The following is a 25,033-nucleotide window of genomic DNA, read 5'->3' as shown; positions in this document are numbered from 1 at the left end:
ATGCGGCCTCGGCCAGCGCAGCGCTCAGCCGACTAAAGTCGACTCTACCCGTCGGCTCTACCCGTCGGCTCTACCTCTCGACTGCCTTCAGGCGGTCAGGCGCTCGCCGGTTTCCGGGTCGAAGAAGTGCAGCGCGCCGGGCTGCACCGCCACCTGCAGGGTTTCGCCCACGGCGGGCAGCGAACGCGGTGCGACGCGCATGGTCAGGGCGTGGTTGCCGCTGACCATGTTGACGAAGATCTCGTTGCCCACCGGCTCGATACCCTCGATGCGGGCGTCGAACGCCCACTCCGCATTGCCGTCGGCCGGCTGCAGATGCTCGGGCCGCACGCCGACGGCCACCGGCTTGTCCAGCCAGCGCGGATCGATCGTGGCCTGGCCCAGCGGCGCTTTCCATGCACCGTCGATCACCGCCACGCCCGCCGCGGTCGCCTGCAGCGTGCCGCGCAGGACATTCATCGCCGGGCTGCCGAGGAAGCCGGCCACGAACAGGTTCGCCGGTCGGTCATACAGCGCCATCGGCGTGTCGATCTGCTGGATCACGCCGTCCTTCAGCACCACGATGCGCTGGCCGAGGGTCATCGCCTCGACCTGATCGTGGGTGACGTAGATCATCGTGGTCCCCAGCTTGCGGTGCAGCTGCGCGATTTCCGTGCGCACGCTGTGGCGCAGCTTGGCGTCCAGGTTGGACAGCGGCTCATCGAGCAGGAACACCGCCGGCTCACGCACCAGGGCGCGACCCAGCGCGACGCGCTGGCGCTGGCCGCCGGACATCGCCTTGGGCAGCTTGTCCATCATGTCGGTCAGGCCAAGGGTCTGCGCCGCTTCGCTGATGCGCTTGTCGATGGTCGCCTTGTCGTGGCCGCGCAGCTTCAGGCCGAAGGCCAGGTTCTCGGCGACGGTCATGTGCGGATACAGCGCGTAGCTCTGGAACACCATCGCGATGTCGCGGTCTTTCGGCGCCACGTCGTTGACCACGCGGTCGCCGATGGTCAGCGTGCCGCCACTGATCTCTTCCAGCCCGGCGATCATCCGCAGCAGGGTCGACTTGCCGCAGCCCGAGGGGCCCACGAGCACCATCAACTCACCGTCAGCCACCTCGAAGGTGGCCTCCTTCACCGCGACCTGGCCGTTGTCGTAGACCTTGCGCACACCCTGCAACTGTACTTTTGCCATATCACTCTTCCAGTCCGCCCGTTGCCTGGGCATTGCATGTGGACTGCCTTCGGCCCTCCCGATGGCAGTGTTTTTGCCTCAGTGCCGCATGACGGCACCAATGCAATCGAATACAGTTGCACATTCTGCCATGTAAACGTTTTCACGTGGCAGTATCCGTAGGTTGCTGCGCACGCAGTGTGCATCGATGATGGAACGTACACCCGGCCCCTCGTGACGGGCAGCGCCAGCAGCCGCTGGCATGCACCCACGATGGAACGGACAAAGCAGCGCCAAACCCCTCCCGGAACCCAGCCAGGCAGCGATTGACAACGATGTCACCCGGATCTGAAACTCGAGAAATGCACGATACCCTCTTCCTGTTCGGCGCCACTGGCGATCTGGCCCAGCGCTACCTCTTCCCTTCCCTGCTGCGGCTGCTTGGTGATGGCCTGCTGCCGGAAGACTTCAAGGTCCGTGCGCTGGCATTGTCGCCGCACGACACCGACGCCTTCCGGGACATCCTGCGCCCGCGCCTGCAGCAATCCATGCCGGCGGCCAGCGAAGCGGACATCGCCTCGCTGCTGCAGCGCATCGACTACCGCTCGGTGGACCTGCGCAACGCCGACTCGGTCGCTGAAGCCGTGGCCGACCAGGTCGGTCGCCGCTGCGTGAGCTACCTGGCGATTCCGCCCGGCCTGTACATCTCCACCTGCGAAGGTCTGGCCAAGGGCGGCGCACTTGCCGCACCGCACCGGCTGATGCTGGAGAAGCCGATCGGCAGCGACAGCGAAAGCGCCGAGCAGATCATCAGCACCATCGGCCAGTGGATCGACGAAGACCGCGTGTTCCGCCTGGATCATTACCTCGGCAAGGCCGCGGTACAGAACCTGATCGCGCTGCGTTTCGGCAACACGCTGCTGGAAGCCGTGTGGAACCGGACCTACATCGAATCGGTGCACATCCTGGTGTCCGAGAGCGAAGGCGTGGATGGCCGCGATGCCTACTACGCGCGCTCCGGTGCGCTGCGTGACATGGTGCAGAGCCATATCCTGCAGCTGCTGTGCCTGGTGGCGATGGAGCCGCCGGCATCGCTGGAAGCCGATCGCATCCGCGATGAAAAGGTCAAGGTGCTGCGCTCGCTGCGTCCGCTGGATGCCAAACACGCTGCACGTGACAGCGTGCGTGGCCGCTACACCGCCGGCAGCATCGACGGCCAGCCGGCGCAGGCCTATCAGCCGCCGGAAGGCAGCGACGTGGAAACCTTCGCCGGGGTCACCGCGCACATCGACAACTGGCGCTGGAGCGGCGTGCCGTTCCACCTGGTCACGGGCAAGCGCCTTCCCGAGCGCACCAGCCGGGTGGTGGTCACGCTGAAGCCGGTCACCCATTGGTTGTTCGAGCGCCCGCATCGTGGCCAGGCCACGCCGAACCGGCTGGTGTTCCAGCTGCAGCCGCAGGAGAACATCGAGCTCGGCCTGATGAGCAGCCTGGCGGGCCCGGAATGGGGCGCGCTGGAACTGCAGCCGGTCGAGCTTGATCTGTCGGTTCCCACCGGCCTGCACCGCCGCATTGCTTACGAACGCCTGTTCCTGGACGCCTTCAATGGCAACCACGCTTTGTTCGTCCGCGATGACGAGGTGCGTGCGGCATGGCACTGGATCGACAGCGTGGCCGATGCGTGGAAGAACGCCGATCTGCCGCTGCAGCCGTATGCCGCCGGCACCTGGGGCCCCGCCGAAGCGGCCGGCTTCCTGCCTGGCGATGTCATCGATACCGCACACGGAGACCCGGCATGACGGCGCAGGAGCGGCCGCTGCTGGTCGCCGACATCGGCGGCACCAACGCACGCTTCGCACTGGCCGACACCGCCAGTGACACGCCGCTGCTGGAAGACAGCATCCGGGAGTTCCCGGTGGTCGATTTTCCTTCGCTCGGTGATGCCGCACGGCATTACCTGCAGGAAGTCGCGGCCGAGGCAGACCGCGGCGTGTTCGCCGTTGCCGGTCGCGTGGACGGTGACGAGGCCCGCATCACCAACCACCCGTGGGTGATCTCGCGCAGCCGCACGGCGGCAATGCTCGGTTTTTCCGAGCTGCACCTGATCAATGACTTCGCTGCGCAGGCGATGGCCATTTCGCTGCTGCAGCCCAAGGATGTGGTGCAGATCGGCGGTGCCGCGTGGAGTCCGCGGCGCAGCGGTGCACCGGCCAACTACGGCGTCATCGGCCCTGGCACCGGCCTCGGTGTGGGTGGCCTGGTGATCCGCAATGACCGCTGCTTCCCGCTGGAAACCGAGGGCGGCCACGTCAGCTTCCCGCCGGGCACCCCGGAAGAGATCCGCATCCTGGAAATACTGTCGGAAACCTTCGGCCGGGTATCCAACGAGCGCCTGATCTGTGGCCCCGGGCTGGTCAACATCCATCGCGCCGTCTGCGAAATGGCCGGCTTCGATCCGGGCCACCTCAAGCCGGCCGATGTCACCGCACGCGCCGCCACGGGCGATCCGCAGGCGATGCGTGCAGTGGACCTGTTCTGCGCGATCTTCGGCGCCATCGCCGGTGACCTGGTGCTCATCCAGGGGGCGTGGGACGGCGTGTTCCTGACCGGCGGCCTGGTGCCGCGCATGCTGGAATCCCTGCAGCATTCCGGCTTCCGCCAGCGCTTTGAACACAAGGGGCGTTTCTCTTCGATCATGGGCCGCGTTCCTTCGCTGGCCGTCATCCACCCCAATCCCGGCCTGCTCGGCGCGGCGGCCTATGCGGTCGATGCCCAGTGCGGTGCCCTCGGAGCTGTTGCCTGATGCCTGTTCCCTTCTCTACCGACCGCGTCGAATTCATCGCCCACCGCGAAGCCGACGGCTGGATCGAATCCGTTGCCGCGGACATGGCGAAGATCCTCAACGCCGACATCGCCGAGCACGGGCGTGCGCGCATGCTGCTGTCCGGCGGCACCACTCCCGCGCCGGTGTATCAGGCGCTGGCCGAGCTGGACGTGCACTGGGACCGCGTAGAAGTGGGGTTGGCCGACGAACGCTGGCTGTCGCCGCAGGATCGCGACAGCAATGCGCGTCTGGTCCGCGAAAACTTCCTGCAGCGCGCCGAAGGCGCCCATTTCGATCCGCTGGTGCGCATCGGCAAGCCGCTGGCCGAGTGCGTGTACACCGCCAACCTGCAGGCCCAGCACAGCCTGCAGCCGAGCGTGGTTGCACTGGGCATGGGCAACGATGGACATACCTGCTCGCTGTTCCCCGGCTCGCGCGAGCTGCCGCGTGCACTGGAAAGCACCCTGCCCTACGCCTCACTGGATGCAACCGGCTGCCCGGGCGCCAACCAGTGGCCGCTGCGCATCACCCTGACGCCGCATGGCCTGCGTTCCTGCCGCCAGCGCCTGCTGCTGCTGCGCGGCAAGCAGAAGCTGGAAGTGCTGCAGCACGCGCTGGACAGCAACGACGTCCACCAGTATCCGATCCTCGCCGCCATCGAACAGCCCGGTCCGCGCCTGCGCGTGCACTGGGCCGACTGACCTGATCGCCGTGAACCGCTTTCCCCCTCTCGCCACCTTCCAACGCTGGTAGCCAATGAGTCTGCATCCGCAACTGCACGCCATCACCGAGCGCATCGTCCGCCGCAGCGCCGCCTCGCGCGCCGCTTACCTGGCCGGGATCGATGCCGCCCTTCGCGATGGTCCGTTCCGCAGCCGCTTGAGCTGCGGCAACCTTGCCCACGGTTTCGCCGCCTGTGGCGGTACTGACAAGAGCCGCCTGCGTGGCGGTGTGACGCCGAACCTGGGCATCATCACCTCGTACAACGACATGCTGTCGGCCCACCAGCCGTTCGAGAGCTACCCGGAGCAGATCCGGCAGATCGCACGTGAGCTGGGGGCGACCGCCCAGGTGGCCGGCGGCGTGCCGGCGATGTGCGACGGCGTGACCCAGGGCCGTGGCGGCATGGAGCTGTCACTGTTCTCGCGTGATGTGATCGCCCAGTCCACCGCGATCGGCCTCAGCCACGACATGTTCGACGCGGCGATCTACCTTGGCGTGTGCGACAAGATCGTACCTGGCCTGCTGATCGGCGCGCTCGCCTTCGGCCATCTGCCGTCGGTGTTCGTGCCGGCCGGACCGATGACCCCCGGCATCCCGAACAAGCAGAAAGCGGAAGTGCGTGAGCGCTACGCCGCCGGCGAAGCGACCCGCGAGGAGCTGCTGGAGGTGGAGGCCGCGTCGTACCACGGCGCCGGTACGTGCACGTTCTACGGCACGGCCAATTCCAACCAGGTGCTGCTGGAAGCCATGGGCGTGCAGCTGCCGGGTGCCTCGTTCGTCAATCCGGAACAGACCCTGCGCAGCGCGCTGACCCGCGAAGCCACCGTGCGCGCGCTGGACATGACCGCGCTGGGCGATGATTACCGCCCGATCGGCCGGATCATCGACGAGCGCGCGATCATCAACGCCATCGTGGCGCTGATGGCCACTGGTGGCTCGACCAACCACACCATCCACTGGATCGCGGTGGCACGTGCCGCCGGCATCGTGGTGACCTGGGACGACATGGACGAACTGTCGCAGCTGATCCCGCTGCTGACCCGCGTCTATCCCAATGGCGAAGCCGATGTGAACCGCTTCGCCGCTGCCGGCGGACCGGCCTTCGTGTTCGGTGAACTGATCCGCGCCGGGCTGATGCACGGCGACATCGTCACCGTCGCCCGCGGCGGCATGGCCGACTACGCACGCGAGCCGCGCCTGCAGGACGGCCAGGTGGTATGGGTGGACGGCATCATCCGCAGCGCGGACGAGGACGTCGCGCGCGGCGTCGACAATCCGTTCGAAAGCCAGGGCGGCCTGCGCCTGCTGCGCGGCAACCTCGGCCGTTCCCTGATCAAGCTGTCTGCAGTGAAGCCGCAGTACCGCACCATCGAAGCGCCTGCCGTGGTGGTCGATGCGCCGCAGGTGCTGAACAAGTTGCATGCCGCTGGCCTGCTGCCGCAGGATTTCGTGGCGGTGGTGCGCTACCAGGGCCCGCGTGCGAACGGCATGCCCGAGCTGCATTCGCTGGCGCCGCTGCTGGGCCTGCTGCAGAACCAGGGCCGCCGCGTGGCGTTGGTCACCGATGGTCGCCTGTCCGGGGCGTCGGGCAAGATTCCGGCGGCGATCCACGTGACGCCGGAGGCCGCACGTGGCGGTCCGCTGGGCAAGGTACGCGAGGGCGACATCATCCGCCTGGATGGTGAAGCGGGCACGCTGGAAGTGCTGATCGATGCGGCCGAGTGGGCAGCGCGCGAGCAGGCACCCAACACGGCGCCGGCTGCCAATGATCTGGGCCGCAACCTGTTCGCGATCAATCGTCTGGTAGTGGGTCCGGCCGACCAGGGGGCGATTTCGATTTCCTGCGGGCCAGCAGCCTCTGACGGCAGTGCGTGGGATTACGACGCAGAATACGAACTGGGGCATGACGCCGCAGCGGCGGCGGCACCGCACGAGTCGAAGGACGCCTGAGCATCATGCGGCGGGCTTGGTCGATCCGGGGCTGCGGGAAACCCTGACCAAGACCCGCCTTGAACCCATCCATGGGGGCTCGTTTCGCGCCATCCGGGCGCTCAACGGTCCTGGCCAGGGCTCCCCGCAGCCCCGCTGACAGTTCATCGGCGCTTCTGCGCTGCAGATAGAAAAACAAGGGAAAAACAGAGCATGGGTATCGCAGAGCATCAGGTACGGGCGGCGGAATTGTTGCGTGCAGCGGGCATCCTGCCGGTAGTGACCGTGCATACGCTGGATCAGGCGCGAGCGGTCAGTGCGGCGTTGCTGGAAGGCGGCCTGCCGGCCATCGAGCTGACCCTGCGCACGCCGGTGGCGATGGACGCGCTGGCAATGTTGAAGCGCGAACTGCCGGGCGTGGTGGTGGGTGCAGGCACCGTGCTGACGGTGGAGCAGATGCAGCAGTCCATCGATGCGGGTGCGGATTTCCTGGTGACGCCGGGCACGCCGGCGCACATGGCCGACGCGTTGGCCGCGGCACCGCTGCCGGTCGTGCCGGGTGCGGCCTCGCCGACCGAACTGCTGGCCTTGTACGCGCGGGGGTTCCGGGTATGCAAGCTGTTCCCGGCCACCGCCGTGGGCGGGCTGGCGATGATCAAGGGACTGGCCGGGCCGGTGCCGGACCTGAAGCTGTGCCCGACCGGCGGCATCACCGAAGACAGTGCCGCAGAGTACCTCGAGCAGAAGAACGTGCTCTGCATCGGCGGGTCGTGGATGGTGCCGGGCAACTGGATCGCCGACGGCGCGTGGGACAAGGTGCGCGACGCAGCGGCGGGCGCGGCGAAGATCGTCGCCCGGGTGCGCGGTCACTGAAGCGGTAGCGCCGAGCCATGCTCGGCAGGGACGACAGGGTGACGATCAACGGTCGTCACCCATCACACGTACCGCTACCCGCCCTGATCACATCGGGCGGGCGGGGTCCACCAGACCGTACTGGCTGGCCATGCGCGCCAGCGCGATGTTGTCGTGGATACCCATCTTCTCGAACAGGCGTGCCTTGTGCGTGTTGATGGTCTTCGCGCTCAGGCTGAGCCGGCGCGCGATGTCTTCCTGGCGCAGCCCCTGGGTCAACAACAGGGCCACTTCCAGCTCGCGCGGCGACAGGCTGTCGAACGGCGAGGCACTGCCCTCCACCGTGGACAACGCCAGGTTCTGCGCGATGTTGCTGCCCAGGTAGCGCCGTCCCTGCGATGCCTCGCGGACTGCGCGCAGCAGCTCCTGCGCGTTGCAGCCTTTGCTGATGTAGCCGGACGCACCGGCCTCCAGCAGCCGCTTGGGCATGGGGCCATCTTCCAGCACGGACACGATGACCACGCGGGTGGCCTCCTGCCCGCGCACGATGCGCTCGGTGACTTCCAGGCCACTGACGCCCGGCAGGTGCAGGTCGCACAGCACGACGTCCGGCTTCAGCTGGCGGATTTCGCGCAGCGCATCCTCGCCACACTCCGCCTCGCCGATGACCTCGATATCGGTCTCACCGGACAAAATCATCTTCATTCCGGTACGGACCAGTGCGTGGTCATCCACCAGATAGATACGAATCGTCATGCATGTTCCCCTTTCACCACCGCTGCCGTCTTCCACGGTAGGTACCGCGCAGACGCCCCACAAGCGTAGTTCCCGACGGTCGCTCCCGAACTGCGGCCAGAATCACATAACGCCCGTGTCTGACCCTGTATCGCTCGCCGTGAACCTGCTTGTCCGATCAATATAGCCTATAGGAGGCGCATCTTTACGGTTTGTTCACGTCAGCCCGGGCGAGCGGCCCACGCCGGGGACCCCACGGACGCCGCTGGCGGAACATCACCAGATAGCAGCCCACGACCCACACCAGCGCCGCACACCAGCCGGCCAGGATGTCGGAGGGGTAATGCACGCCCAGATAGATCCGCGAGATGCTGACCAGCACCGCGAACAGAGGCGCACCGATCAGCACCGGCACACGCCAGCGCGTGTTCCACGCCAGCAGCACGACCACGCAGGCGAAGGTCATCGAGCCCATCGCATGACCGCTGGGGAAGCTGTACGTGGACTCTGGCGCGATGGACTCCCATAGGCTTGGCCGATCGCGCTGGAAGAATTGCTTGCTGCCCATGTTGAGCAGGGCCGATCCGACGAACGCGATCGCCGCGAAGCTGGCCTCACGCCAGTGCCGACGCAGCAGCAGGGCCGCCACGATGACCACGTCGGCCGGGATCAGGAACCACTCATAGCCCAGCCGCGTGACCACCACGACGAACTGGTCAAGCGCCGGGCCATGCCAGCCATGCATGCGCATCAGCAGCGGGGCGTCGAAGTGGAACGATTCGAACTCATGCACTTCATCGGCCAACGCAACGAACACCGCCAGCGGCACCAGCACGCCGGCGAACAGCAGCAGGAAGCGCCACGCGTTGCGCGACAGCCAGTGACGAACACCTGCCGCCTCTTCCTGGCCGTCCGGTCCGACGAGGTTATCCGGCACTTCGGACATAGTTGCGCTCGACGTAGTCATCGATCAGGGCCACGAATTCCTGGGCGATGTTCTCGCCGCGCAGGGTGACCGACTTCTCGCCATCGACAAATACCGGCGCCGACGGCGCTTCCCCGGTGCCCGGCAGCGAGATGCCGATGTTGGCGTGCCGCGACTCACCCGGGCCGTTGACGATGCAGCCCATCACCGCCAAGGTCATGTTCTCCGCGCCGGGGTGCTCGATCTTCCACAGGGGCATGCGCTCGCGCACGTGGTTCTGCACGACCTTGGCCAGCTCCTGGAAGAACTCGGAGGTGGTGCGGCCACAACCAGGGCAGGCGGTGACCAGCGGCGTGAAAGCGCGCTGGCCCGTGGTCTGCAACAGTTCCTGGGCGACGATCACTTCCTGGGTACGCGACTGGCCCGGTTCGGGCGTCAGCGATATCCGGATGGTGTCACCGATACCTTCCTGCATCAGCACCGCCAGCGCGGCTGCCGAGGCGACGATGCCCTTGCTGCCGATGCCTGCTTCGGTCAGGCCGAGGTGCAGGGCAAAATCGGACCGCTGCGCCAGGTCGCGATACACGGCGATCAGTTCCTGCACGCCACTGACCTTGGCCGACAGCACGATACGGTCGCGCGGGAGGCCCAGTTCGACGGCGGTTTCCGCCGAATCCAGCGCCGACCGGATCAGCGCCTCGCGCAGCACCCTCCCGGCATCCCACGGCTGGGCGCGCTGGGTATTTTCATCCATCAGCCTGGCGGCCAGCGACTGGTCCAGCGAGCCCCAGTTCGCGCCGATGCGCACCGGCTTGTCGTAGCGGATGGCGAACTCGATCAACTGCGCGAACTGCAGGTCTTTCTTCTTGCCGAAGCCCACGTTGCCGGGATTGATGCGGTACTTGGCCAACGCTTCGGCGCAGGCCGGCTCGGCGGTGAGCAGCTGATGGCCGTTGTAATGGAAATCGCCGATCAGCGGCACCTCGATGCCCATCATCGCCAGCTTCTCGACGATGCGCGGGATCGCGGCAGCCGATTCGGCGTTGTTGACCGTCAACCGGACCATTTCCGATCCAGCGCGCCACAGTTCGGCGACCTGCTTGACGCTGGACGCCACGTCGGCGGTATCGGTGTTGGTCATCGACTGCACCACCACGGGCTTGCCACCGCCCACGACCACCCCGCCGATGCGGACAGGTTGGGTCAGGCGGCGCGGCCAGGCGGTGGGCTCGGCAGGAGGTGTGGGGCGGGAGACGGCGTCATGCATCGGAATATTCTAGCGCTGCCGCGCGACCGCCGGGTGACTCCCATTCAGTGCCGGTGCGGTCTGCGGCCGATTGTCGCAGGCAGGACACGCGGGGAGCGCATACGATGAGCGCCCATGACCTCTCCCGACGCCCCGTTCCTGCAGACCCTGTGCAGCCTGCGCTGGCTGGCTACCGCCGGCCAGGCGGCGACCATCCTGGTGGCCACCTGGGTGCTGGGCCTGCCGCTGCCGCAGGTGCCCCTGTGGGCCGGCGTGCTGGTGCTGGCCCTGTTCAACACGTATGCGCAGCTGCGCGTGCACGGCACCGATACCGCGCCAGTAACCGCCTTCGGCCATATCCTGGTGGATGTCACCGTACTGACCTGGATGGTCGGCTGGAGCGGCGGCATCAGCAATCCCTTCGGCTCGCTGTTCCTCATCCTGATCGCGCTGGCGGCGCTGGCCCTGCCGGTGCGCTGGACGCTGGCGGTGGCCGCGTCGTGCCTTATCGGCTACTCGCTGAGCGCCGCGTTCGGCCTGCCGCTGCCCGCCGGCGGCTACTTCGCTCCGAAAGACCTGCAGCAGTGGGGCGTGGTGGCCAACTTCCTGATCTCGGTGACGGTGGTGCTGGCGTTCTCCACGCGGCTGGCGGTTGCCCTGCGCCAGCGCGAACACGAGCTGTCACTGCTGCGCGAACGCTTCGCCCGCAACGAGGGCATCGTCGCGCTGGCCACCCATGCCGCATCGGTGGCGCATGAGCTGAACACCCCGCTGGCGACGATGACGCTGCTGGCCGACGATATCGCCGAGCAGAACGAAAGTGCCGAGGTGCGCGACGACGTGGAAACCCTGCGCGAACTGCTGGTGCAGTGCCGCGAGCGGGTACTGGCCCTGGCCGCGCCGGCATCACCGGATGTGCCCGGGCGAGGACCGGCCACCGCGCTGCAGGTGCTGGAGCAATGGCGGCTGGTACGGCCGACCATCATCCTCAGCCGCAACGCGGATGCTCCGCTTACCCTGCCGCTGGATGCCGGCGTGGGCCACCTGCTGATGGTGCTGCTGAACAATGCCGCCGAGGCCGGTGAAAACGCTGGACGCGCGGAAGTCGAGCTGTCGCTGCGCATCGAGGGCGACGACCTGGTGGGCGAAGTCCGTGACTTCGGCCACGGCTTCGATGCACGCCAGGCCGTCCTGCCCGCCACCCTGTTCAGCTCGAGCAAGAGCGAGGGCATGGGCGTTGGCCTGGCCCTGTCCCACGCCACCATCGAACGCCTGCATGGCGAAATGTGGATGCGCCCTGCGCATGGCGCAGGCAGCCGCGTCGGCTTCCGTATTCCGTTGGTCCCCCGCGAGGAAACCCCATGAACACTGCCCTGCCCTCTTCCGCCGCAGGCCTGCATGGCGATGGCCTGCTGGTCGACGATGACGAACTGTACCTGCGCACGCTGCAGCGCAGCCTGGCCCGCAAAGGCCTGGAAACGCGCACCGCGCAGGACTCGGCAAGTGCCCTGTTGCTCGCCCGCCAGCAGCCGCCCGCGTTCGCGCTGATCGACCTGAAGCTGGGCAGCGAGTCCGGGCTGGCGCTGATCCAGCCCCTGCGTGCCCTGCGCGAAGACATGCGCATCCTGCTGGTCACCGGGTATGCAAGCATCGCCACGGCCGTCGAGGCCATCAAGCTGGGCGCCGATGACTACCTGCCCAAGCCGGCCACGGTGCCGATGATCCTGCGCGCGCTGGGGGAAGAAGATGACGGCCCGGCCGACGATGGCGAGCTGGACCTGCCTGATGCGATGACGCCGATCAGCCGGCTGCAGTGGGAGCACATCCAGCAGGCGATGCATGAAACCGGCGGCAACGTATCGGCCGCCGCGCGCCTGCTCGGCATGCACCGGCGTTCGTTGCAGCGCAAGCTGGCCAAACGCCCGAGCCCGGAACCCTCACGCTGACGGCGGACTGCCGGCCCGCGCGCGATGCGTCTGGTAGCGCCGAGCCATGCTCGGCGGAATGCCGGCCCCGCGCGACACCCCACGGGGCCATGAACCTGACTTACAACAACCGCAGGATCTCGCGCGTCATGGGATCGGTGATCTCCACTGCCTCGCCCTGCAGCGCTGGCAGCAACTGGCCTGCCAACTGCTTGCCCAGCTCCACGCCGAACTGGTCGAACGCGTTGATGTTCCAGATCACCGACTGCACATACACCGCGTGTTCGTACATCGCGATCAGTGCGCCCAGCGCCTGCGGCGTCAGCGCATCCAACAGGATCATGGTGCTCGGACGACCGCCCGGGTAATCCCGATGCGGGTCATCGCTGGACTGGCCATTGGCCAGGGCCTCGGTCTGCGCCAGCAGGTTGGCGAGCAGCGCCTGATGGTTGACCGTGTACGGATCATCGCTGCGCACGCAGCCGATGAAATCGGCCGGAATCACACTGGTGCCCTGGTGCAGCGCCTGGAAGAAGCTGTGCTGCACATCGGTGCCCGCTCCGCCCCACCATACCGGCACCGTATCGCTGGCCACCGGCTGCCCATCGCGCTGCACGCGCTTGCCCAGGCTTTCCATCACCAGCTGCTGCAGGTAAGCCGGCAGCAATGCCAGGCGCTGGTCGTAGGTCATCACCGCATGCGTGGCATAGCCCAGCAGGTTGCGGTTCCAGATATCGGTCAGCGCGTGCAACACCGGCAGGTTGCGCTCGAGCGGCGCGTCCAGTGCGTGCGCGTCCATCTGCGAGGCGCCGTCCAGCAACTGCTCGAAACGTTCAAAGCCAATGGCCAGCGCGATGGGGAAACCAACGGCCGACCACAGCGAATACCGGCCACCCACCCAGTCCCACATCGGCAGCACGCGGCTGGATGCGATGTCGAACGCCTTCGCTGCACGTTCGGGATTGGCGCTGACCGCATACAGACGTTCGCTGCCGCCCAGCCAGTCGTGCAGGATCTGCCCGTTGAGCAGGGTCTCCTGGGTGCCGAAGGTCTTGGAGATCAGGATGCCGGCGGTGCGCGTCGGATCCAGCGTAGCCAGCGTGCGCTGCATGGCCGCGCCATCCACGTTGGACACGAAATGCACGCGCAGCCGGCTGCCATCAACCGGGCGCAGGGCATCGGCCACCAGCCGCGGACCGAGGTCCGAACCGCCGATGCCGACGCTGACGACGTCGGTGACGCCACTGGTTTCCAGCGCGCGCACCAGCTCGCCCATCTGCTGCCGGACCTGGCGTGCCGTAGCGAACGCGTCGGCGGCGACCGGCGCATCCACCACATCGCCACGCAGCGCGGTATGCAGCGCGGCGCGGCCTTCGGTCAGGTTGACCTGCTCGCCACGGAACAGGCGTGTGATCGCACCGCCCACGTCGCGTTCGGCGGCCAGCGCCAGCAACGCCTGCAACGCAGCGGCATCGTACTTCTGCCGCGCGAAGTTGACATACAACGGACCGACCCGCAGCGCCAGATCGGTGACACGGCCGGGTTCGGCGGTGAGCAGATCCGGGATGCGCGCGCCACGCAGGCGCTGGGCATGGGAGTGAAGCGCGTCGAGTCCGTTGTGTGTGGTCATGCGGCCTGGGTCGGGATGCTGTCGTTGGTGTGGGAGATCTGGTTGTTGCCATCCACATATACCAGCTTCGGCCGGAAGCTGTCTGCTTCCTGCTCGGTCATGCTGGCGAACGCGGCGATGATGATGATGTCGCCGACCTGCACGTGGCGCGCCGCGCCGCCGTTGAGCGACACCACGCCGCTACCGGCCTCGGCACGGATGGCGTAGGTGCTGAAACGGGCGCCGTTGGTGACGTCCCAGATATGCACCTGTTCGAACTCGCGGATGCCGGTGGCAGCCAACAGGTTGTCGTCGATCGCGATCGACCCTTCGTAGTTCAGCTCCGAATGGGTGACGGTGGCGCGGTGGATCTTGGTCTTCAGCAGGGACAGATGCATGGCACAGGCAACGCGGGAAAGGAAAGTCTGGATTCTACCATCTGGGGGATTGGCGACAGGGGCAGCGCACGCCAGTCAGGCGGCGGTTCAGGTACTGACGGCCACGCACGATTCCCGCAAGCGCGGCTTGCTTGCATCCGCTGAACTGTCCGCTTCAACCGGGAGTACCCATGTTCGCCACCCTCAGCCGTGCCAAGGATTTCGACCAGCTTGTCAGCCGCTTCTCCGGTCCTACCCGGATCGGCGATGTGTCGGCACAACCCCGCCGACGCAAGCTGCGTTCGGTCGCTATGCGCAACCTGCATCGACCACCTGTGGAGGCGCCACAGCGCCGCGTTGAGAGGTCAGCTGCCCGCCCGGCGGAAACAGCGCCGCTAGCGTGCAAGGCGAAGGACGCGGTGCAGTTTCCCGCCACCGGCATCTATGCCGCGCATCCGATGCTGCGCAGAATCGCAAACCTGGAAGCCAGGCTGACGCGGGCCGCGTGGGCCGAGGCCGAACAGACCGACAAGGAGATCTCGGTGGCCAGCGGCTTCCGCTACCGACCTTCCGCCCCGGCCAACGCAGTGAGCCCTGCGTCATCCCGCACGCCCACGCTTCTGGATACCGAATCAGACAGGGCGATGGAGATCGCGGTGCAGATCCATGAACAGCGGATGGCACGCGGGCAGCCGGTCTACCCCGATAGAACCTGGTACCGCGAAGGGCTGGTCAGGCGGGCGCTGGAGCAGGTGTAAAAAAGGGTCAGAGTCCATTTCGCTTCGCGAAACGGACTCTGACCCGGTTACGCCCCGTTCCGCCATGCCCCAGCCTCAGAACTCCAGGTTGTCGATCAGGCGCGTGCTGCCCAGCCGGGCAGCGATCAGGGCCACGCGCGGGCCGCCCTCATGCGGCGGTTCGATCAGGTCCGGCGTGCGCAGTGCGGCGTAGTCCACCTGGAAGCCTGCCGCCTGCAGCGCGTCTGCTGCATCGGCCTCGATGCGCTCGCGCGCATGCCCGCTGATGTAGCCCTCGCGCATCCCCGTCAACACCCGGTGGATGGTGGTCGCGGCCGGGCGTTGCGTCGCATCGAGGTACTGGTTGCGCGAACTCATGGCCAGGCCATCGTCTTCGCGCACGATGTCGCCGCCGACGATCTGGATGGGGAACGCCAGGTCGGCCACCATCTGCCGGATCACCGCCAACTGCTGGTAGTCCTTCTTGCCGAACGCGGCCACGTCGGGCTGCACCTGATTGAACAGGCGCGATACGACCGTGCACACGCCATCGAAATGGCCAGGGCGGTGCGCCCCTTCAAGCAGGCCACTGATGCCGGGTACGCTGACATTGGCCGCCAGCTCGACGCCGAACGGGTACATCGATTCGACGGTCGGCAACCACAGCACGTCGCAGCCAGCGTCTTCCAGGCCACTGGTGTCGGCCTCGGGGGTGCGCGGGTAGCGGGTGAAATCCTCGTTCGGGCCGAACTGCGTCGGGTTGACGAACACGCTGGACACCACGCGGTCGGCGTACTGCCGCGCCAGCGCGACCAGCGAATAATGGCCCGCATGCAGGTTGCCCATGGTGGGCACCAGCGCAACGCGCAGCCCCTCGCGCTTCCAGCCGCTGACGATGGCGCGCAGCTGGGCAAGTTCGGTGACGGTCTCGATCATGATGCGTAGGCGTGCTCAGCGTCGGGGAAAGTGCCGTCGCGCACGGCGTCGGCGTAGGCACGGACAGCACCGGCAACCGAACCGCCTTCGGCAAGGAAATCCTTGACGAACTTGGGCCGGCGGTGGCCACTGTCCAGGCCGAGAAGGTCATGCATCACCAGCACCTGGCCATCGCACTGCGGGCCGGCGCCGATGCCGATGGTGGGCACGGACACCGCGGCGGTTACTGCGGCGGCAACGGGGGTGGGCAGGCATTCCAGCACGATCATGCTGGCCCCTGCCTCGACCACGGCCTTGGCATCTTCCACCAGCTGCCGCGCGGCATCACCACGACCCTGCACGCGATAGCCACCCAGCCGCAGTACTGACTGCGGGGTCAGCCCAAGGTGCGAACAGACCGGAATCTCGCGCTCCACCAGATGGCGGATGATGTCCAGCTTGAAGCCGGCGCCTTCGATCTTGACCATTTCCGCGCCGGCCTGCAGCAGCTGCAGCGATGCGTCGAACGCGCGCTCGGGCGTAGCGTCCGCACCAAAGGGCAGATCAGCCACCAGCAGCGCGCGTTCCAGTACGCGGGCCACCACACGGGTGTGGTAGACCATGTCGGCAACGGTCACCGGCAGCGTGGAATCATGGCCCTGCACCACCATGCCCAGTGAATCGCCAATCAGGACGATGTCGACCCCGTTGGCATCGAAGGCGCGGGCGAACCCTGCGTCATAGGCGGTCAACATGACCAGCTTCTGGCCGTTGCGCTTGGCCTCCGCCAGCGCCGGGACGGTCCAGGGCTTGCTGTCTGCGTGCGTGCTCATCAGGAAATAACCGGGGGTGATAACGCGCCCATTATCCCTCTAACCGGGAAATCCCGCAGGGGTCCACCTGCATCACTGCATCCTGCACGCGACCATGACCGGGAAGCACAAGCCCGGGGGCCACTTCCGCCAGTGGCACCAGGACGAACGCACGCTGGTGCAGGAAGGGATGCGGCACCGTCAGCTCGGCCAGATCGATCACCTGGTCGGCATACAGCAGGATATCCAGGTCCAGCATGCGCGGCCCCCAGTGCAGGGACGGATCGCGCACCCGGCCGAACCGCTGCTCCAGCGCCAGCAAGGCGTGCAGCAGGGCCAGCGGCGGCAGCCTGGTCTGCACGCAGGCCACCGCGTTGACGAAGGGCGGTTGATCCTTGTTGCCCCACGCAGGGGTGGCGTACAGCGAGGATGCCCGCAGGAGCGTTGTGTCCGCCAGGCCATCGAGCGCGCGCAATGCACCGCGCACGCTTCCCTCGGCGTCGCCGAGGTTGGCCCCGAGCCCGATCCAGGCCTCGACCATGCGACTCATTCCGCCGGCGCGGAGGCGGCACCTTCCGGACGACGACGGCGACGACGACGCTTGCGCGGCGCGTCCTCTTCGCTGGCGTCATCCTGCTCGTGGATATCGTCCAGCGTAGTCTCCAGCTCGCGGCCGGATTGCTGCTGTGCCTCGCGCCAGAACGCCACGTCGGCAGCGTGCTCGCTGGACGCCACCTGGCGCAGGATCAGGAAATCGAAGGCGGCGCGGAAGCGCGGGTGGGTCAGGGTGCGGAACACCCGCTTGCGCTGGCGCGATCCGAAGCGTGCCTGCAGCAACCAGATCTCCTGCATCGGCAGGGAGAACCGGCGCGGCAGCGCCACGGTGGTCAGCTGGTGCAGGGTCACCCGATCAGCCGCACGGCGCTGCGCCTCTTCTTCAGCCACGCCCTGCTTGAGCAGGCTGGCCTGCGCACGGCAGAACGCCGGCCACAGCAGCAGCGCGAACAGGAACGACGGCGACACCGGCTCATAATTGGCCACGCGCAGGTCGGTGTTGGCAAGACCTTCGATCAACATGCGGCGCAGCGCGCCACTGCGGTTGGAGCGCAGCGCCTTGCCGCTTTCCGGGAACAGCACGTCGAACAAGCCGTAGCGCTCGAGTCCCTCGAAGCTGGCCACGCCGTGGCCGGACAGGAACAGCTTCAGCACTTCCTCGAACAGGCGTGCCGGCGCGGCTTCGTTCAGCAGGTTCGCCAGCTGCGGAATCGGCGCGGCGGTCTTTTCTTCAATCTGGAAACCGAGCTTGGCCGCCAGACGAATCGCGCGCAGCATGCGCACCGGATCTTCGCGATAGCGCTGCTCCGGGTCGCCGATCAGCTTCATCAGGCGCGCCTGCACGTCTTCAAAGCCGCCGGTGTAGTCGCGCACCGAGAAATCCTCGACCGCGTAATACAACGCATTGCAGGTGAAATCGCGGCGGATCGCATCCTCTTCGATGGAGCCGTACACGTTGTCGCGCACCAGCATGCCGTTGTCCATCTCGCGGTCACCGCTGCCATCATCAAGATTGGCGCGGAAGGTGGCCACTTCGATGATCTCGCGGCCGAACACTACATGGGCCAGGCGGAAACGGCGGCCGATCAGGCGGCAGTTGCGGAACTGCTGCTTGACCTGCTCGGGCGTGGCGTCGGTGGCCACGTCGAAATCTTTGGGATGGCCATTGACCAGCAGGTCACGCACGGCACCGCCTACCAGGTAGGCGCCGAAGCCGGCATCACGCAGGCGGTACAGCACGCGCAGTGCGTTCGGGCTGATGTCCTTGCGGGAGATGGTGTGCTGGTCGCGCGGGATGACGCGCAGGCTTATCGGAGTTGTCACGGAGGAAATGATGTTGGCGCTTCCGGTTGAAGTTTCGGGATTGCCCAATGGCATCGAGATGCATATACTAGCGCGCCTGCCCCGGCAGTGACACTTCAAACGCTCCCTTCGTCTAATGGTTAGGACGTGGCCCTCTCAAGGCTAAAACAGGGGTTCGAGTCCCCTAGGGAGCACCAGTCACTGCAGCAGGAAGCAAAAAGCCCGCCAAAAGCGGGCTTTTCTGCGTCCAGTCCCTGCTATTGCACCTGCTAGAGCCGGCGGTAGAGCCGGCTTCAGCCGGCTGCTGTTGCGCCTGGTAGAGCCGGCTTCAGCCGGCTGCACCACGCACTACATCCCGCCGCCGCAGGAAACGGTCGACCCTCGGCCGACCGCACCTCAGCCCTCCATCTGCTCCAGCTCCTTGCCCTTCGTTTCGCGCACGTAGCGCAGCACGAAGAAGATGGAGAGGAAGGCGGCGACCGTGTAGATGCCGTACGCGCCGGCCAGCCCGATCCCGGTCAACAGCACCGGGAAGCTCACAGTGATCGCAAAGTTCGACGTCCACTGTGCCGCGCCCGCCACCGCCAGCGCCGAGCCCCGGATCTGGTTGGGGAACATCTCCCCCAGCATCACCCACATCACCGGGCCCCAGGACATGTTGAAGAACACCACGTAGACATTGGCGGCCACCAGCGCCAGACGGCCCATGCCATCGGACAACTGCAGCTTGCCATCGACCAGACTGCCGCTGGAGAACGCCACCACCATCAGCGCCAAGGACACCGCCATGCCCACCGAGCCAATCCACAGCAGTGGCTTGCGACCGATGCGGTCGATCAGCAGCACGGTGACCAGGCACGCCCCGATGCTCAGGGCGCCGGACAGCACGTTGATCAGCAATGCATCGCTTTCCGAGAAGCCGACCGCCTGCCACAGCACGGCGCCGTAGTAGAACACCACGTTGATACCGACCAGTTGCTGCAATACGGCCAGGCCGATACCCACCCACACGATACGGCGCAGCTTGCCGGTGCCCTGGTCCTTCAGATCCGCAAAGGACGGTGTGTGCTGGTCCTGCGACAGGCTGGCTTCGATCTCGCCCAGCTTGGCCTGCGCCTCGGCTGCTCCGTACAGCCGCGTCAACACGGCAGCCGCCTGCTCGCGCCGTCCCTTCACCACCAGGAAGCGCGGACTTTCGGGAATCACCAGCAGCAGCGCGAGGAACAGCAACGACGGAATGGCCTGCATCCAGAACATCCACCGCCACGCCTCCTGCCCCAGCCACAAGGCTTCGGTGGAGGCGCCCGCCGCGCGGGCCAGCAGATAGTTGCTGAGGAACGCAGCGAACAGCCCGCTGATGATCGCGATCTGCTGCACCGTTGCCAGCTTGCCGCGATAGCGCGCCGAGGCGACCTCGGCGATGTAGGCCGGGGCCATCACGCTGGCGGCACCGACGGCAAAGCCCCCCACCACGCGCGCCGTGACGAACAGCCACGACGCATGCGCGGCGCCAGCTCCCAGCGCGGACAGCAGGAACAGCACCGCAGAGATGATCAACACCCCGCGCCGGCCCAGCCGGTCCCCCAGCCGCCCGGCCAGGAATGCACCGATGGCGCAGCCCAGCAGCATCGAGGCCACCTCGAAGCCCAGCGCCGCTTCGCTGGAATTGAACGCGGTGCGCAGGCCATCGACGGTGCCGTTGATGACGCCACTGTCGAAGCCGAACAGGAAGCCGCCAATGGTGGCCACGCAGCTGATCAGCACGATGAAAGCCGTGTTCTCTCCGCGCGTGCCGACGGATGCAGGTATCGCTGTGGACATGGGTTTATCCGGTTGCGGTGGACGCCCGCTGCTCAGCGCAGCAGGTACTGGTTGAGCAGATTCTCATACGCTTCCTGCCGTCCGCTACGCTGGCGCGGCTCGCCGGCCTGCTGTGCATGGGCACACAGGTCCTGCAGGGTCAGCTGCCCCTGGGCAAACGCGGCACCGGGGCCCTGGTCGAAGCTGGCATAGCGCTCGCTGCGCCACTGCTCCAGCGGCGATGCCGTGAGCAGTGCATGGGCGACCTCCAGGCCGCGGGCAAACGCGTCCATGCCGCCGATGTGGGCCATGAACAGGTCCTGCGGATCTGTTGATTCGCGACGTACCTTTGCATCGAAGTTCAGGCCGCCATCGGCAAATCCGCCCTGCCGCAGTACCACCAGCATCGCCCCCACCGCGTCATACATGTCGGTGGGGAACTGATCGGTGTCCCAGCCGTTCTGCGGGTTGCCGCGGTTGGCGTCGATGCTGCCCAGCAGTCCCGCGTCAGAGGCCACCTGCAGATCGTGCGCGAAGGTGTGCCCGGACAAGGTGGCATGGTTGGCTTCGATGTTGAGCTTGAAGTCCTTGTCCAGGCCGTGCGCGCGCAGGAAGCCGACGACGGTGGCGCTGTCGAAATCGTACTGGTGGTGCATCGGCTCCATCGGCTTGGGTTCGATCAGGAAGGTGCCCGTGAAGCCGATACTGCGCCCGTAATCGCGGGCCGCTGTCAAAAACCGCGCAAGATGCGCCTGTTCGCGCTTCATGTCGGTGTTGAGCAGGCACGAATAGCCCTCGCGGCCGCCCCAGAACACGTAATTGCTGCCACCCAGCGCGACCGTGGCATCCAGCGCCGCACGCACCTGCACCGCGCCGCGCGCCACCACACTGAAGTCCGGGTTGGTCGCCGCACCGTTCATGTAGCGCGGATGCGAGAACAGGTTGGCCGTGCCCCACAGCAGCTTGATGCCGGTCTTGTCCTGCCGCTCGCGTGCCACCTCGACCATGTGCGCCAGATTGTCCCGGTACTCGCCGATGTCATCGGCATCCGGCGCAAGATCGACGTCGTGGAAGCAGTAGTACGGCACGCCCAGCTTGGTGAAAAACTCGAAGGCCGCGTCCGCCTTGGATTCGGCACGCGCCAGCGGCGTGGCCCCCTGGTCCCACGGATACGCCCGCGTACCCGGGCCGAAGGGGTCGTGCCCTGCCCCGCAGAAGCTGTGCCAATACGCAACGGCGAAGCGCAGGTGTTCGGCCATGCTGCGGCCACCGATCTGCTTGCCTGCGTCATACACCTTGAAGGCCAGCGGATTGTCGGAATCACGTCCCTCGAAGGGAATCCGGCCGATACCCGGGAAGAACTCGCGTTGGCCAACGTGGAACGAAGCACTCATGGTCGACATCCTTTTGGGGGAATCAGGGCAGGCGCTGCCGGTACAGCGGCAACAGTTCCTGCAGATGGTGGGCAAAACGCTGGTACGCACGCGCATACAGCGCACCGCGTGCGGGGTCCGGCCGGGCGGACAGTCGGGGATCGAAGACCACGTGCGCGTCGACGATGTCCTGCAGTGCGTGGCCGTCATGCCCTGCGCCGTCGCAGGCCCACAGCGCCTGCAGCGCCGCACCGAAGGCCGCGCCCTCGGTCTGCAGCGGCACCTCCACCGGCAACTGGAAAACATCGGCGATCAACTGACGCCACTCGGCACTGTTGGCGCCGCCGCCGGTGAGCACGATCCGCTCGCCCTGCAGCCCGGCCTCGCACAGCGCGTCGTAGCCCAGGCGCAGGCTGAAGCTGGCGCCCTCCATCGCAGCGCGGTAGAGATTCGCCGCGGTCAGGTTGTGCAGGTCCATGCCATGCAGGGCGCCCTTGGCCAGCGGCAGGTCCGGGCTGCGCTCACCGTTGAAGAACGGCAGCAGCACCAGGCCACCGGCACCGGGCTGGCTGGCCGCCATCAACTGCTCGCCGTCGCCACGGTGCAGCCCCAGCAACTGCGCGACCTGGTTGGTGGCCACGGTGCAGTTCATGGTGCAGATCAGCGGCAACCAGCCGCCATCGGACGCGCAGAAGGCGGCCCAGCGTCCCTGCGGGTCGATCGTCGGGCTGCCGCGCCAGGCAAACAACGTGCCGGATGTCCCCAGGCTCATGCTCAGGCGGCCTTCGCGCACCGCGCCGGTACCGATCGCCGCCATCATGTTGTCGCCACCACCGACCGCCACGCGCACATCGGCGGGCAGGCCCAGCGCTTGTGCGGTGGCCGACTGCAAGGCAAACGTGGCATCAGGCGCGACCAGCGGCGGCAACAGCGCGCGCAGGTCCCGCGTGCCATCCGTGGCCGCCAGCAACGGGGCAGACCAGGTGCGCGAGCGCACGTCCAGCCAGCCGGTACCCGAGGCATCGCCGCACTCCATGAACCGCTCGCCGGTGAGCCACAGGTTGAGGTAGTCGTGTGGCAGCAGGATGCCATCCAGCGCCACATAGACCTCCGGACGGTGCTGCCGGGTCCAGGGAAGCTTCGAGGCCGTATAGCCCACACGCAGCGGATTGCCGGCGGCCGCAATACACCCCGCTTCACCGCCCATCGCCCCCGTGATGTCGTCACATTCGGCGGTGGTGCTGGTGTCGCACCAGAGTTTCACCGGACCCAGCACGCTGTCATCGGCAGCCACGGGCACGAAGCCATGCTGCTGGCCCGACACGGCCAGACCGCGTACCCGCGACCGGATGTCGGCGGGCAGCGCCAACACGCAGGCCTGCAGGCAACGGATCCACTCACCTGCGTCCTGCTCGCGGGTGCCGTCGTCGGCACTGACCAGTCCCAGTTCACGTGCCTGCTGGGCCACCACCTGCCGCAGGGCAGAGTCGTAAGCCAGCACCTTCAGGCTCTGCGTCCCCGCATCGATACCCAGAAAGATGGGTCCTGCTGCCTCGCCGCCTTGCTCCCGCACCCCCCACCTCCGAAAATGTCTACCGCTAGACATCGAGTGTTGCCCGCTGTTTTCGGATTGGCAATGTGCACTGCGGCAAAAGCACAGGCCGCGCCGGGCCGCGCAGTGCCCTGCCCTGCTTTTCTCTTTTCTTTCTTTTTTCGTCGCGGCCACCCACCGCGCCCGCACTCTGCCAGAGGGTCGGGCGGAGGGGGTTGGCAGGACGCTGAGCCGCATGGATGCGGCGATGCAGCCTACAGGGACGTACTTGCGGCGTGTCCTGCCAAGCCCCTCCGCCCGACCACCACGACGCGCCGCTGTGCCGTGGCCGCGAAGGGGTTTATCCGTTCGACCAGCACCCACGCCCAACCTGTTCTAGAATTGCGGGCTTGAAGACGGATCTGCCTCTCCCCCTATGCCTTTTGTCGTCACCGAAAACTGCATCAAGTGCAAACACACCGATTGCGTGGAAGTGTGTCCCGTGGATTGCTTCCACGAAGGCCCCAACTTCCTGGTGATCGATCCGGACGAGTGCATCGACTGCACCCTGTGTGAGCCGGAATGCCCGGTCAACGCGATTTTCCCCGAAGACGACGTTCCCGCCGGCCAGGAAGTGTTCGTCAGCCTGAATGCCGAACTGGCAAAGGACTGGCCGGTCTTGACCGTGCGCAAGGATCCGCCGGCCGATGCAGAAGAGTGGGACGGCAAGCCGGACAAGCTGAAGCTGCTGGAGCGCTGAGACAGGCGCGATGCGAAAAAAAAGGGCGCCGAGGGCGCCCTTTTTCGTAATACCCGGCGGGTGGAGCCGACGGGTGGGGTCTATGGATGGGCCTATGGGTGGGGCCGACCGGTGGGGCCTGCGTGTGGGGCCGACCGGCGGGGCCTACGTGCGGGGCCGACCGGCGGGGCCTACGTGCGGGGCCGACCGATGGGGCCTACGTGTGGGGCCGACTGGTAGAGCCGACTTCAGTCGGCTGAAGGGAAGTGCAGCCGACTGAAGTCGTCTCTACCACCCCACCCCAGCCCAACCAAACCCAAACCGACCCAACGCACCCAGCCACCTTCAGACCGCCATCAGCCCATCCACGCCCGGCGTGCCCGGCGTGGACAGGGCCCGACGTGGCTTACGGGGCCAGCTTCGCCTTGAGTGCAGCGATCAGCTTCACCGGTGCGTCGCCGGTGGCCGGCAGGCCACGCGGGTCGACAGCGGAAATATACGAACCGCCGTTCACGGCCACCACGCGCACCAGGAAGTTGCTGCCCTCGAAGGCGACGTCGTAGGAACCCAACAGCTGGGCACGGGTGACGATCTGCGCGCCCTCGGTACCCTCCAGCGCGGTGCCGACGGCGCCAAACGCGGCATCCTTGGCGGTGCTCACGTTGAAGCCGGACGCGCTGTTGGCCGGGGCGGCAGGCGCCTGACCGGCAACGGCAGGCGCCGCCGGGCGGTTGGCCTGCGAGGCCAGCGCGGAACTGGTGCCAGCGGACGCACCCGCGGCGGTCGCACCGGCCGGTGCTGTCAGATCCGGCGGCACTTCCAGCGGACGCATTTCCGGGGCCAGGGCGTAATCGCCCTTCGCGCCCTTCTTGAAGCAACCGGTGGTCGCCACGACGGTGCCGAGGGCAAGGAACGCGATGGACAGCACGCGGAAGGTAGTAGTGGATTGACGCATGGGAATCTCCTGGG

23 protein-coding genes and 1 tRNA gene are annotated in these 25,033 nt (G+C 66.8%); 10 read left to right on the top strand and 14 right to left on the bottom strand.

Annotation, left to right across the window (positions count from 1 at the left end; translation table 11 throughout):
* Positions 1 to 87: 87 nt before the first annotated feature.
* Complete coding sequence (gene ugpC / locus IFT65_RS05120) at positions 88 to 1,176, bottom strand: sn-glycerol-3-phosphate ABC transporter ATP-binding protein UgpC (RefSeq protein ID WP_188324366.1); 1,089 nt, start codon at positions 1,174 to 1,176, stop codon at positions 88 to 90.
* A 341-nt stretch (positions 1,177 to 1,517) separates the two neighbouring features.
* Here ugpC and zwf point away from each other — a divergent pair, with 341 nt between their 5' ends.
* From zwf to eda, 5 genes are all read left to right on the top strand, one after another.
* Complete coding sequence (zwf, locus tag IFT65_RS05115; RefSeq protein ID WP_188324367.1) at positions 1,518 to 2,954, top strand: glucose-6-phosphate dehydrogenase; 1,437 nt, start codon at positions 1,518 to 1,520, stop codon at positions 2,952 to 2,954.
* Positions 2,951 to 3,958 carry a glucokinase gene (gene glk, locus IFT65_RS05110; RefSeq protein ID WP_188324368.1) on the top strand — a complete coding sequence of 336 codons (1,008 nt, stop codon included), beginning with the start codon at positions 2,951 to 2,953 and terminating at the stop codon, positions 3,956 to 3,958. Before zwf ends, glk begins: the two co-directional genes overlap by 4 nt.
* Positions 3,958 to 4,680 carry a 6-phosphogluconolactonase gene (pgl, locus tag IFT65_RS05105; protein WP_188324369.1) on the top strand — a complete coding sequence of 241 codons (723 nt, stop codon included), beginning with the start codon at positions 3,958 to 3,960 and terminating at the stop codon, positions 4,678 to 4,680. Before glk ends, pgl begins: the two co-directional genes overlap by 1 nt.
* A 55-nt stretch (positions 4,681 to 4,735) precedes the next feature.
* The gene (gene edd, locus IFT65_RS05100; protein ID WP_192080592.1) at positions 4,736 to 6,652 is read left to right on the top strand and encodes a phosphogluconate dehydratase; all 1,917 of its coding nucleotides are present in this window, start codon (positions 4,736 to 4,738) and stop codon (positions 6,650 to 6,652) included.
* 192 nt (positions 6,653 to 6,844) lie between these two features.
* Positions 6,845 to 7,504 (top strand): bifunctional 4-hydroxy-2-oxoglutarate aldolase/2-dehydro-3-deoxy-phosphogluconate aldolase, encoded by a 660-nt coding sequence (eda, locus tag IFT65_RS05095; RefSeq protein ID WP_188324371.1) that lies wholly within the window; start codon positions 6,845 to 6,847, stop codon positions 7,502 to 7,504.
* A gap of 87 nt (positions 7,505 to 7,591) precedes the next feature.
* Here eda and IFT65_RS05090 read toward each other — a convergent pair whose 3' ends face one another.
* The 3 genes from IFT65_RS05090 to ispG form a co-directional block, all read right to left on the bottom strand.
* Positions 7,592 to 8,239 carry a response regulator gene (locus tag IFT65_RS05090; RefSeq protein WP_188324372.1) on the bottom strand — a complete coding sequence of 216 codons (648 nt, stop codon included), beginning with the start codon at positions 8,237 to 8,239 and terminating at the stop codon, positions 7,592 to 7,594.
* 184 nt (positions 8,240 to 8,423) lie between these two features.
* Positions 8,424 to 9,164, bottom strand: a complete 741-nt coding sequence (locus IFT65_RS05085; protein ID WP_192080590.1) for a phosphatase PAP2 family protein — start codon at positions 9,162 to 9,164, stop codon at positions 8,424 to 8,426.
* On the bottom strand, positions 9,145 to 10,410 hold the full coding sequence (gene ispG, locus IFT65_RS05080; RefSeq protein WP_192080588.1) for a flavodoxin-dependent (E)-4-hydroxy-3-methylbut-2-enyl-diphosphate synthase: 1,266 nt from the start codon (positions 10,408 to 10,410) through the stop codon (positions 9,145 to 9,147). Before ispG ends, IFT65_RS05085 begins: the two co-directional genes overlap by 20 nt.
* A gap of 114 nt (positions 10,411 to 10,524) precedes the next feature.
* Between ispG and IFT65_RS05075 the strand changes: the two genes are divergently transcribed.
* Together IFT65_RS05075 and IFT65_RS05070 are read left to right on the top strand one after the other, a co-directional pair.
* Positions 10,525 to 11,754, top strand: a complete 1,230-nt coding sequence (locus tag IFT65_RS05075) for an ATP-binding protein (protein WP_192080586.1) — start codon at positions 10,525 to 10,527, stop codon at positions 11,752 to 11,754.
* Positions 11,751 to 12,335 carry a response regulator transcription factor gene (locus IFT65_RS05070; RefSeq protein WP_192080584.1) on the top strand — a complete coding sequence of 195 codons (585 nt, stop codon included), beginning with the start codon at positions 11,751 to 11,753 and terminating at the stop codon, positions 12,333 to 12,335. Before IFT65_RS05075 ends, IFT65_RS05070 begins: the two co-directional genes overlap by 4 nt.
* 100 nt (positions 12,336 to 12,435) lie before the next feature.
* On the opposite strand, the gene pgi is transcribed toward IFT65_RS05070, so the two are convergent.
* Entirely contained in the window at positions 12,436 to 13,944 is a 1,509-nt protein-coding gene (pgi, locus tag IFT65_RS05065; protein WP_192080582.1) for a glucose-6-phosphate isomerase, read from the bottom strand.
* The gene (gene panD / locus IFT65_RS05060) at positions 13,941 to 14,321 is read right to left on the bottom strand and encodes an aspartate 1-decarboxylase (protein WP_182337771.1); all 381 of its coding nucleotides are present in this window, start codon (positions 14,319 to 14,321) and stop codon (positions 13,941 to 13,943) included. Before panD ends, pgi begins: the two co-directional genes overlap by 4 nt.
* A gap of 170 nt (positions 14,322 to 14,491) precedes the next feature.
* On the opposite strand from panD, the gene IFT65_RS05055 reads away from it, so the two are divergent.
* Positions 14,492 to 15,058 carry a hypothetical protein gene (locus IFT65_RS05055; protein ID WP_192080580.1) on the top strand — a complete coding sequence of 189 codons (567 nt, stop codon included), beginning with the start codon at positions 14,492 to 14,494 and terminating at the stop codon, positions 15,056 to 15,058.
* Between the two features lie 75 nt (positions 15,059 to 15,133).
* Here IFT65_RS05055 and panC read toward each other — a convergent pair whose 3' ends face one another.
* Genes panC through pcnB form a run of 4 tightly spaced genes read right to left on the bottom strand, consistent with a single transcriptional unit; the run spans position 15,134 to position 18,690 of the window.
* The gene (panC, locus tag IFT65_RS05050; protein ID WP_192080578.1) at positions 15,134 to 15,973 is read right to left on the bottom strand and encodes a pantoate--beta-alanine ligase; all 840 of its coding nucleotides are present in this window, start codon (positions 15,971 to 15,973) and stop codon (positions 15,134 to 15,136) included.
* Positions 15,970 to 16,785, bottom strand: coding sequence for a 3-methyl-2-oxobutanoate hydroxymethyltransferase (gene panB / locus IFT65_RS05045; RefSeq protein WP_192080576.1), 816 nt, complete (start codon positions 16,783 to 16,785; stop codon positions 15,970 to 15,972). Before panB ends, panC begins: the two co-directional genes overlap by 4 nt.
* Positions 16,786 to 16,816: 31 nt before the next feature.
* Positions 16,817 to 17,305: a 2-amino-4-hydroxy-6-hydroxymethyldihydropteridine diphosphokinase gene (gene folK / locus IFT65_RS05040; protein ID WP_192080574.1), complete on the bottom strand. Its 489-nt coding sequence runs from the start codon at positions 17,303 to 17,305 to the stop codon at positions 16,817 to 16,819.
* A gap of 5 nt (positions 17,306 to 17,310) precedes the next feature.
* The gene (gene pcnB / locus IFT65_RS05035) at positions 17,311 to 18,690 is read right to left on the bottom strand and encodes a polynucleotide adenylyltransferase PcnB (protein ID WP_192080572.1); all 1,380 of its coding nucleotides are present in this window, start codon (positions 18,688 to 18,690) and stop codon (positions 17,311 to 17,313) included.
* 53 nt (positions 18,691 to 18,743) lie between these two features.
* On the opposite strand from pcnB, the gene IFT65_RS05030 reads away from it, so the two are divergent.
* Positions 18,744 to 18,818, top strand: a tRNA-Glu gene (locus tag IFT65_RS05030).
* A 199-nt stretch (positions 18,819 to 19,017) separates the two neighbouring features.
* Here the strand turns inward: IFT65_RS05030 and IFT65_RS05025 are convergent.
* From IFT65_RS05025 to xylB, 3 genes are read right to left on the bottom strand one after another with little or no spacing between them, the layout of a single operon-like run.
* Positions 19,018 to 20,442, bottom strand: coding sequence for a sugar porter family MFS transporter (locus tag IFT65_RS05025; protein WP_192080570.1), 1,425 nt, complete (start codon positions 20,440 to 20,442; stop codon positions 19,018 to 19,020).
* A gap of 32 nt (positions 20,443 to 20,474) precedes the next feature.
* On the bottom strand, positions 20,475 to 21,815 hold the full coding sequence (xylA, locus tag IFT65_RS05020) for a xylose isomerase (protein WP_192080568.1): 1,341 nt from the start codon (positions 21,813 to 21,815) through the stop codon (positions 20,475 to 20,477).
* A 22-nt stretch (positions 21,816 to 21,837) separates the two neighbouring features.
* Complete coding sequence (xylB, locus tag IFT65_RS05015) at positions 21,838 to 23,367, bottom strand: xylulokinase (protein ID WP_342365852.1); 1,530 nt, start codon at positions 23,365 to 23,367, stop codon at positions 21,838 to 21,840.
* A 394-nt stretch (positions 23,368 to 23,761) separates the two neighbouring features.
* On the opposite strand from xylB, the gene fdxA reads away from it, so the two are divergent.
* Positions 23,762 to 24,085 carry a ferredoxin FdxA gene (gene fdxA, locus IFT65_RS05010; RefSeq protein ID WP_188324386.1) on the top strand — a complete coding sequence of 108 codons (324 nt, stop codon included), beginning with the start codon at positions 23,762 to 23,764 and terminating at the stop codon, positions 24,083 to 24,085.
* A gap of 385 nt (positions 24,086 to 24,470) precedes the next feature.
* On the opposite strand, the gene IFT65_RS05005 is transcribed toward fdxA, so the two are convergent.
* Positions 24,471 to 25,019 carry a hypothetical protein gene (locus IFT65_RS05005; RefSeq protein WP_192080564.1) on the bottom strand — a complete coding sequence of 183 codons (549 nt, stop codon included), beginning with the start codon at positions 25,017 to 25,019 and terminating at the stop codon, positions 24,471 to 24,473.
* Positions 25,020 to 25,033: the final 14 nt, after the last annotated feature.

Source organism: Stenotrophomonas sp. CFBP 13725, assembly GCF_014841935.1.
Taxonomy (GTDB): Bacteria; Pseudomonadota; Gammaproteobacteria; order Xanthomonadales; family Xanthomonadaceae; genus Stenotrophomonas.
This window is presented reverse-complemented; position numbering and strand designations above follow the sequence as displayed.

Coding starts and splice junctions, on each gene's coding strand:
- ugpC (WP_188324366.1), bottom strand. CDS start 1,176: ATGGCAAAAGTACAGTTGCAGGGTGTGCGCAAGGTCTACGACAACGGC.
- zwf (WP_188324367.1), top strand. CDS start 1,518: ATGCACGATACCCTCTTCCTGTTCGGCGCCACTGGCGATCTGGCCCAG.
- glk (WP_188324368.1), top strand. CDS start 2,951: ATGACGGCGCAGGAGCGGCCGCTGCTGGTCGCCGACATCGGCGGCACC.
- pgl (WP_188324369.1), top strand. CDS start 3,958: ATGCCTGTTCCCTTCTCTACCGACCGCGTCGAATTCATCGCCCACCGC.
- edd (WP_192080592.1), top strand. CDS start 4,736: ATGAGTCTGCATCCGCAACTGCACGCCATCACCGAGCGCATCGTCCGC.
- eda (WP_188324371.1), top strand. CDS start 6,845: ATGGGTATCGCAGAGCATCAGGTACGGGCGGCGGAATTGTTGCGTGCA.
- IFT65_RS05090 (WP_188324372.1), bottom strand. CDS start 8,239: ATGACGATTCGTATCTATCTGGTGGATGACCACGCACTGGTCCGTACC.
- IFT65_RS05085 (WP_192080590.1), bottom strand. CDS start 9,164: ATGTCCGAAGTGCCGGATAACCTCGTCGGACCGGACGGCCAGGAAGAG.
- ispG (WP_192080588.1), bottom strand. CDS start 10,410: ATGCATGACGCCGTCTCCCGCCCCACACCTCCTGCCGAGCCCACCGCC.
- IFT65_RS05075 (WP_192080586.1), top strand. CDS start 10,525: ATGACCTCTCCCGACGCCCCGTTCCTGCAGACCCTGTGCAGCCTGCGC.
- IFT65_RS05070 (WP_192080584.1), top strand. CDS start 11,751: ATGAACACTGCCCTGCCCTCTTCCGCCGCAGGCCTGCATGGCGATGGC.
- pgi (WP_192080582.1), bottom strand. CDS start 13,944: ATGACCACACACAACGGACTCGACGCGCTTCACTCCCATGCCCAGCGC.
- panD (WP_182337771.1), bottom strand. CDS start 14,321: ATGCATCTGTCCCTGCTGAAGACCAAGATCCACCGCGCCACCGTCACC.
- IFT65_RS05055 (WP_192080580.1), top strand. CDS start 14,492: ATGTTCGCCACCCTCAGCCGTGCCAAGGATTTCGACCAGCTTGTCAGC.
- panC (WP_192080578.1), bottom strand. CDS start 15,973: ATGATCGAGACCGTCACCGAACTTGCCCAGCTGCGCGCCATCGTCAGC.
- panB (WP_192080576.1), bottom strand. CDS start 16,785: ATGAGCACGCACGCAGACAGCAAGCCCTGGACCGTCCCGGCGCTGGCG.
- folK (WP_192080574.1), bottom strand. CDS start 17,305: ATGGTCGAGGCCTGGATCGGGCTCGGGGCCAACCTCGGCGACGCCGAG.
- IFT65_RS05025 (WP_192080570.1), bottom strand. CDS start 20,442: ATGTCCACAGCGATACCTGCATCCGTCGGCACGCGCGGAGAGAACACG.
- xylA (WP_192080568.1), bottom strand. CDS start 21,815: ATGAGTGCTTCGTTCCACGTTGGCCAACGCGAGTTCTTCCCGGGTATC.
- fdxA (WP_188324386.1), top strand. CDS start 23,762: ATGCCTTTTGTCGTCACCGAAAACTGCATCAAGTGCAAACACACCGAT.
- IFT65_RS05005 (WP_192080564.1), bottom strand. CDS start 25,019: ATGCGTCAATCCACTACTACCTTCCGCGTGCTGTCCATCGCGTTCCTT.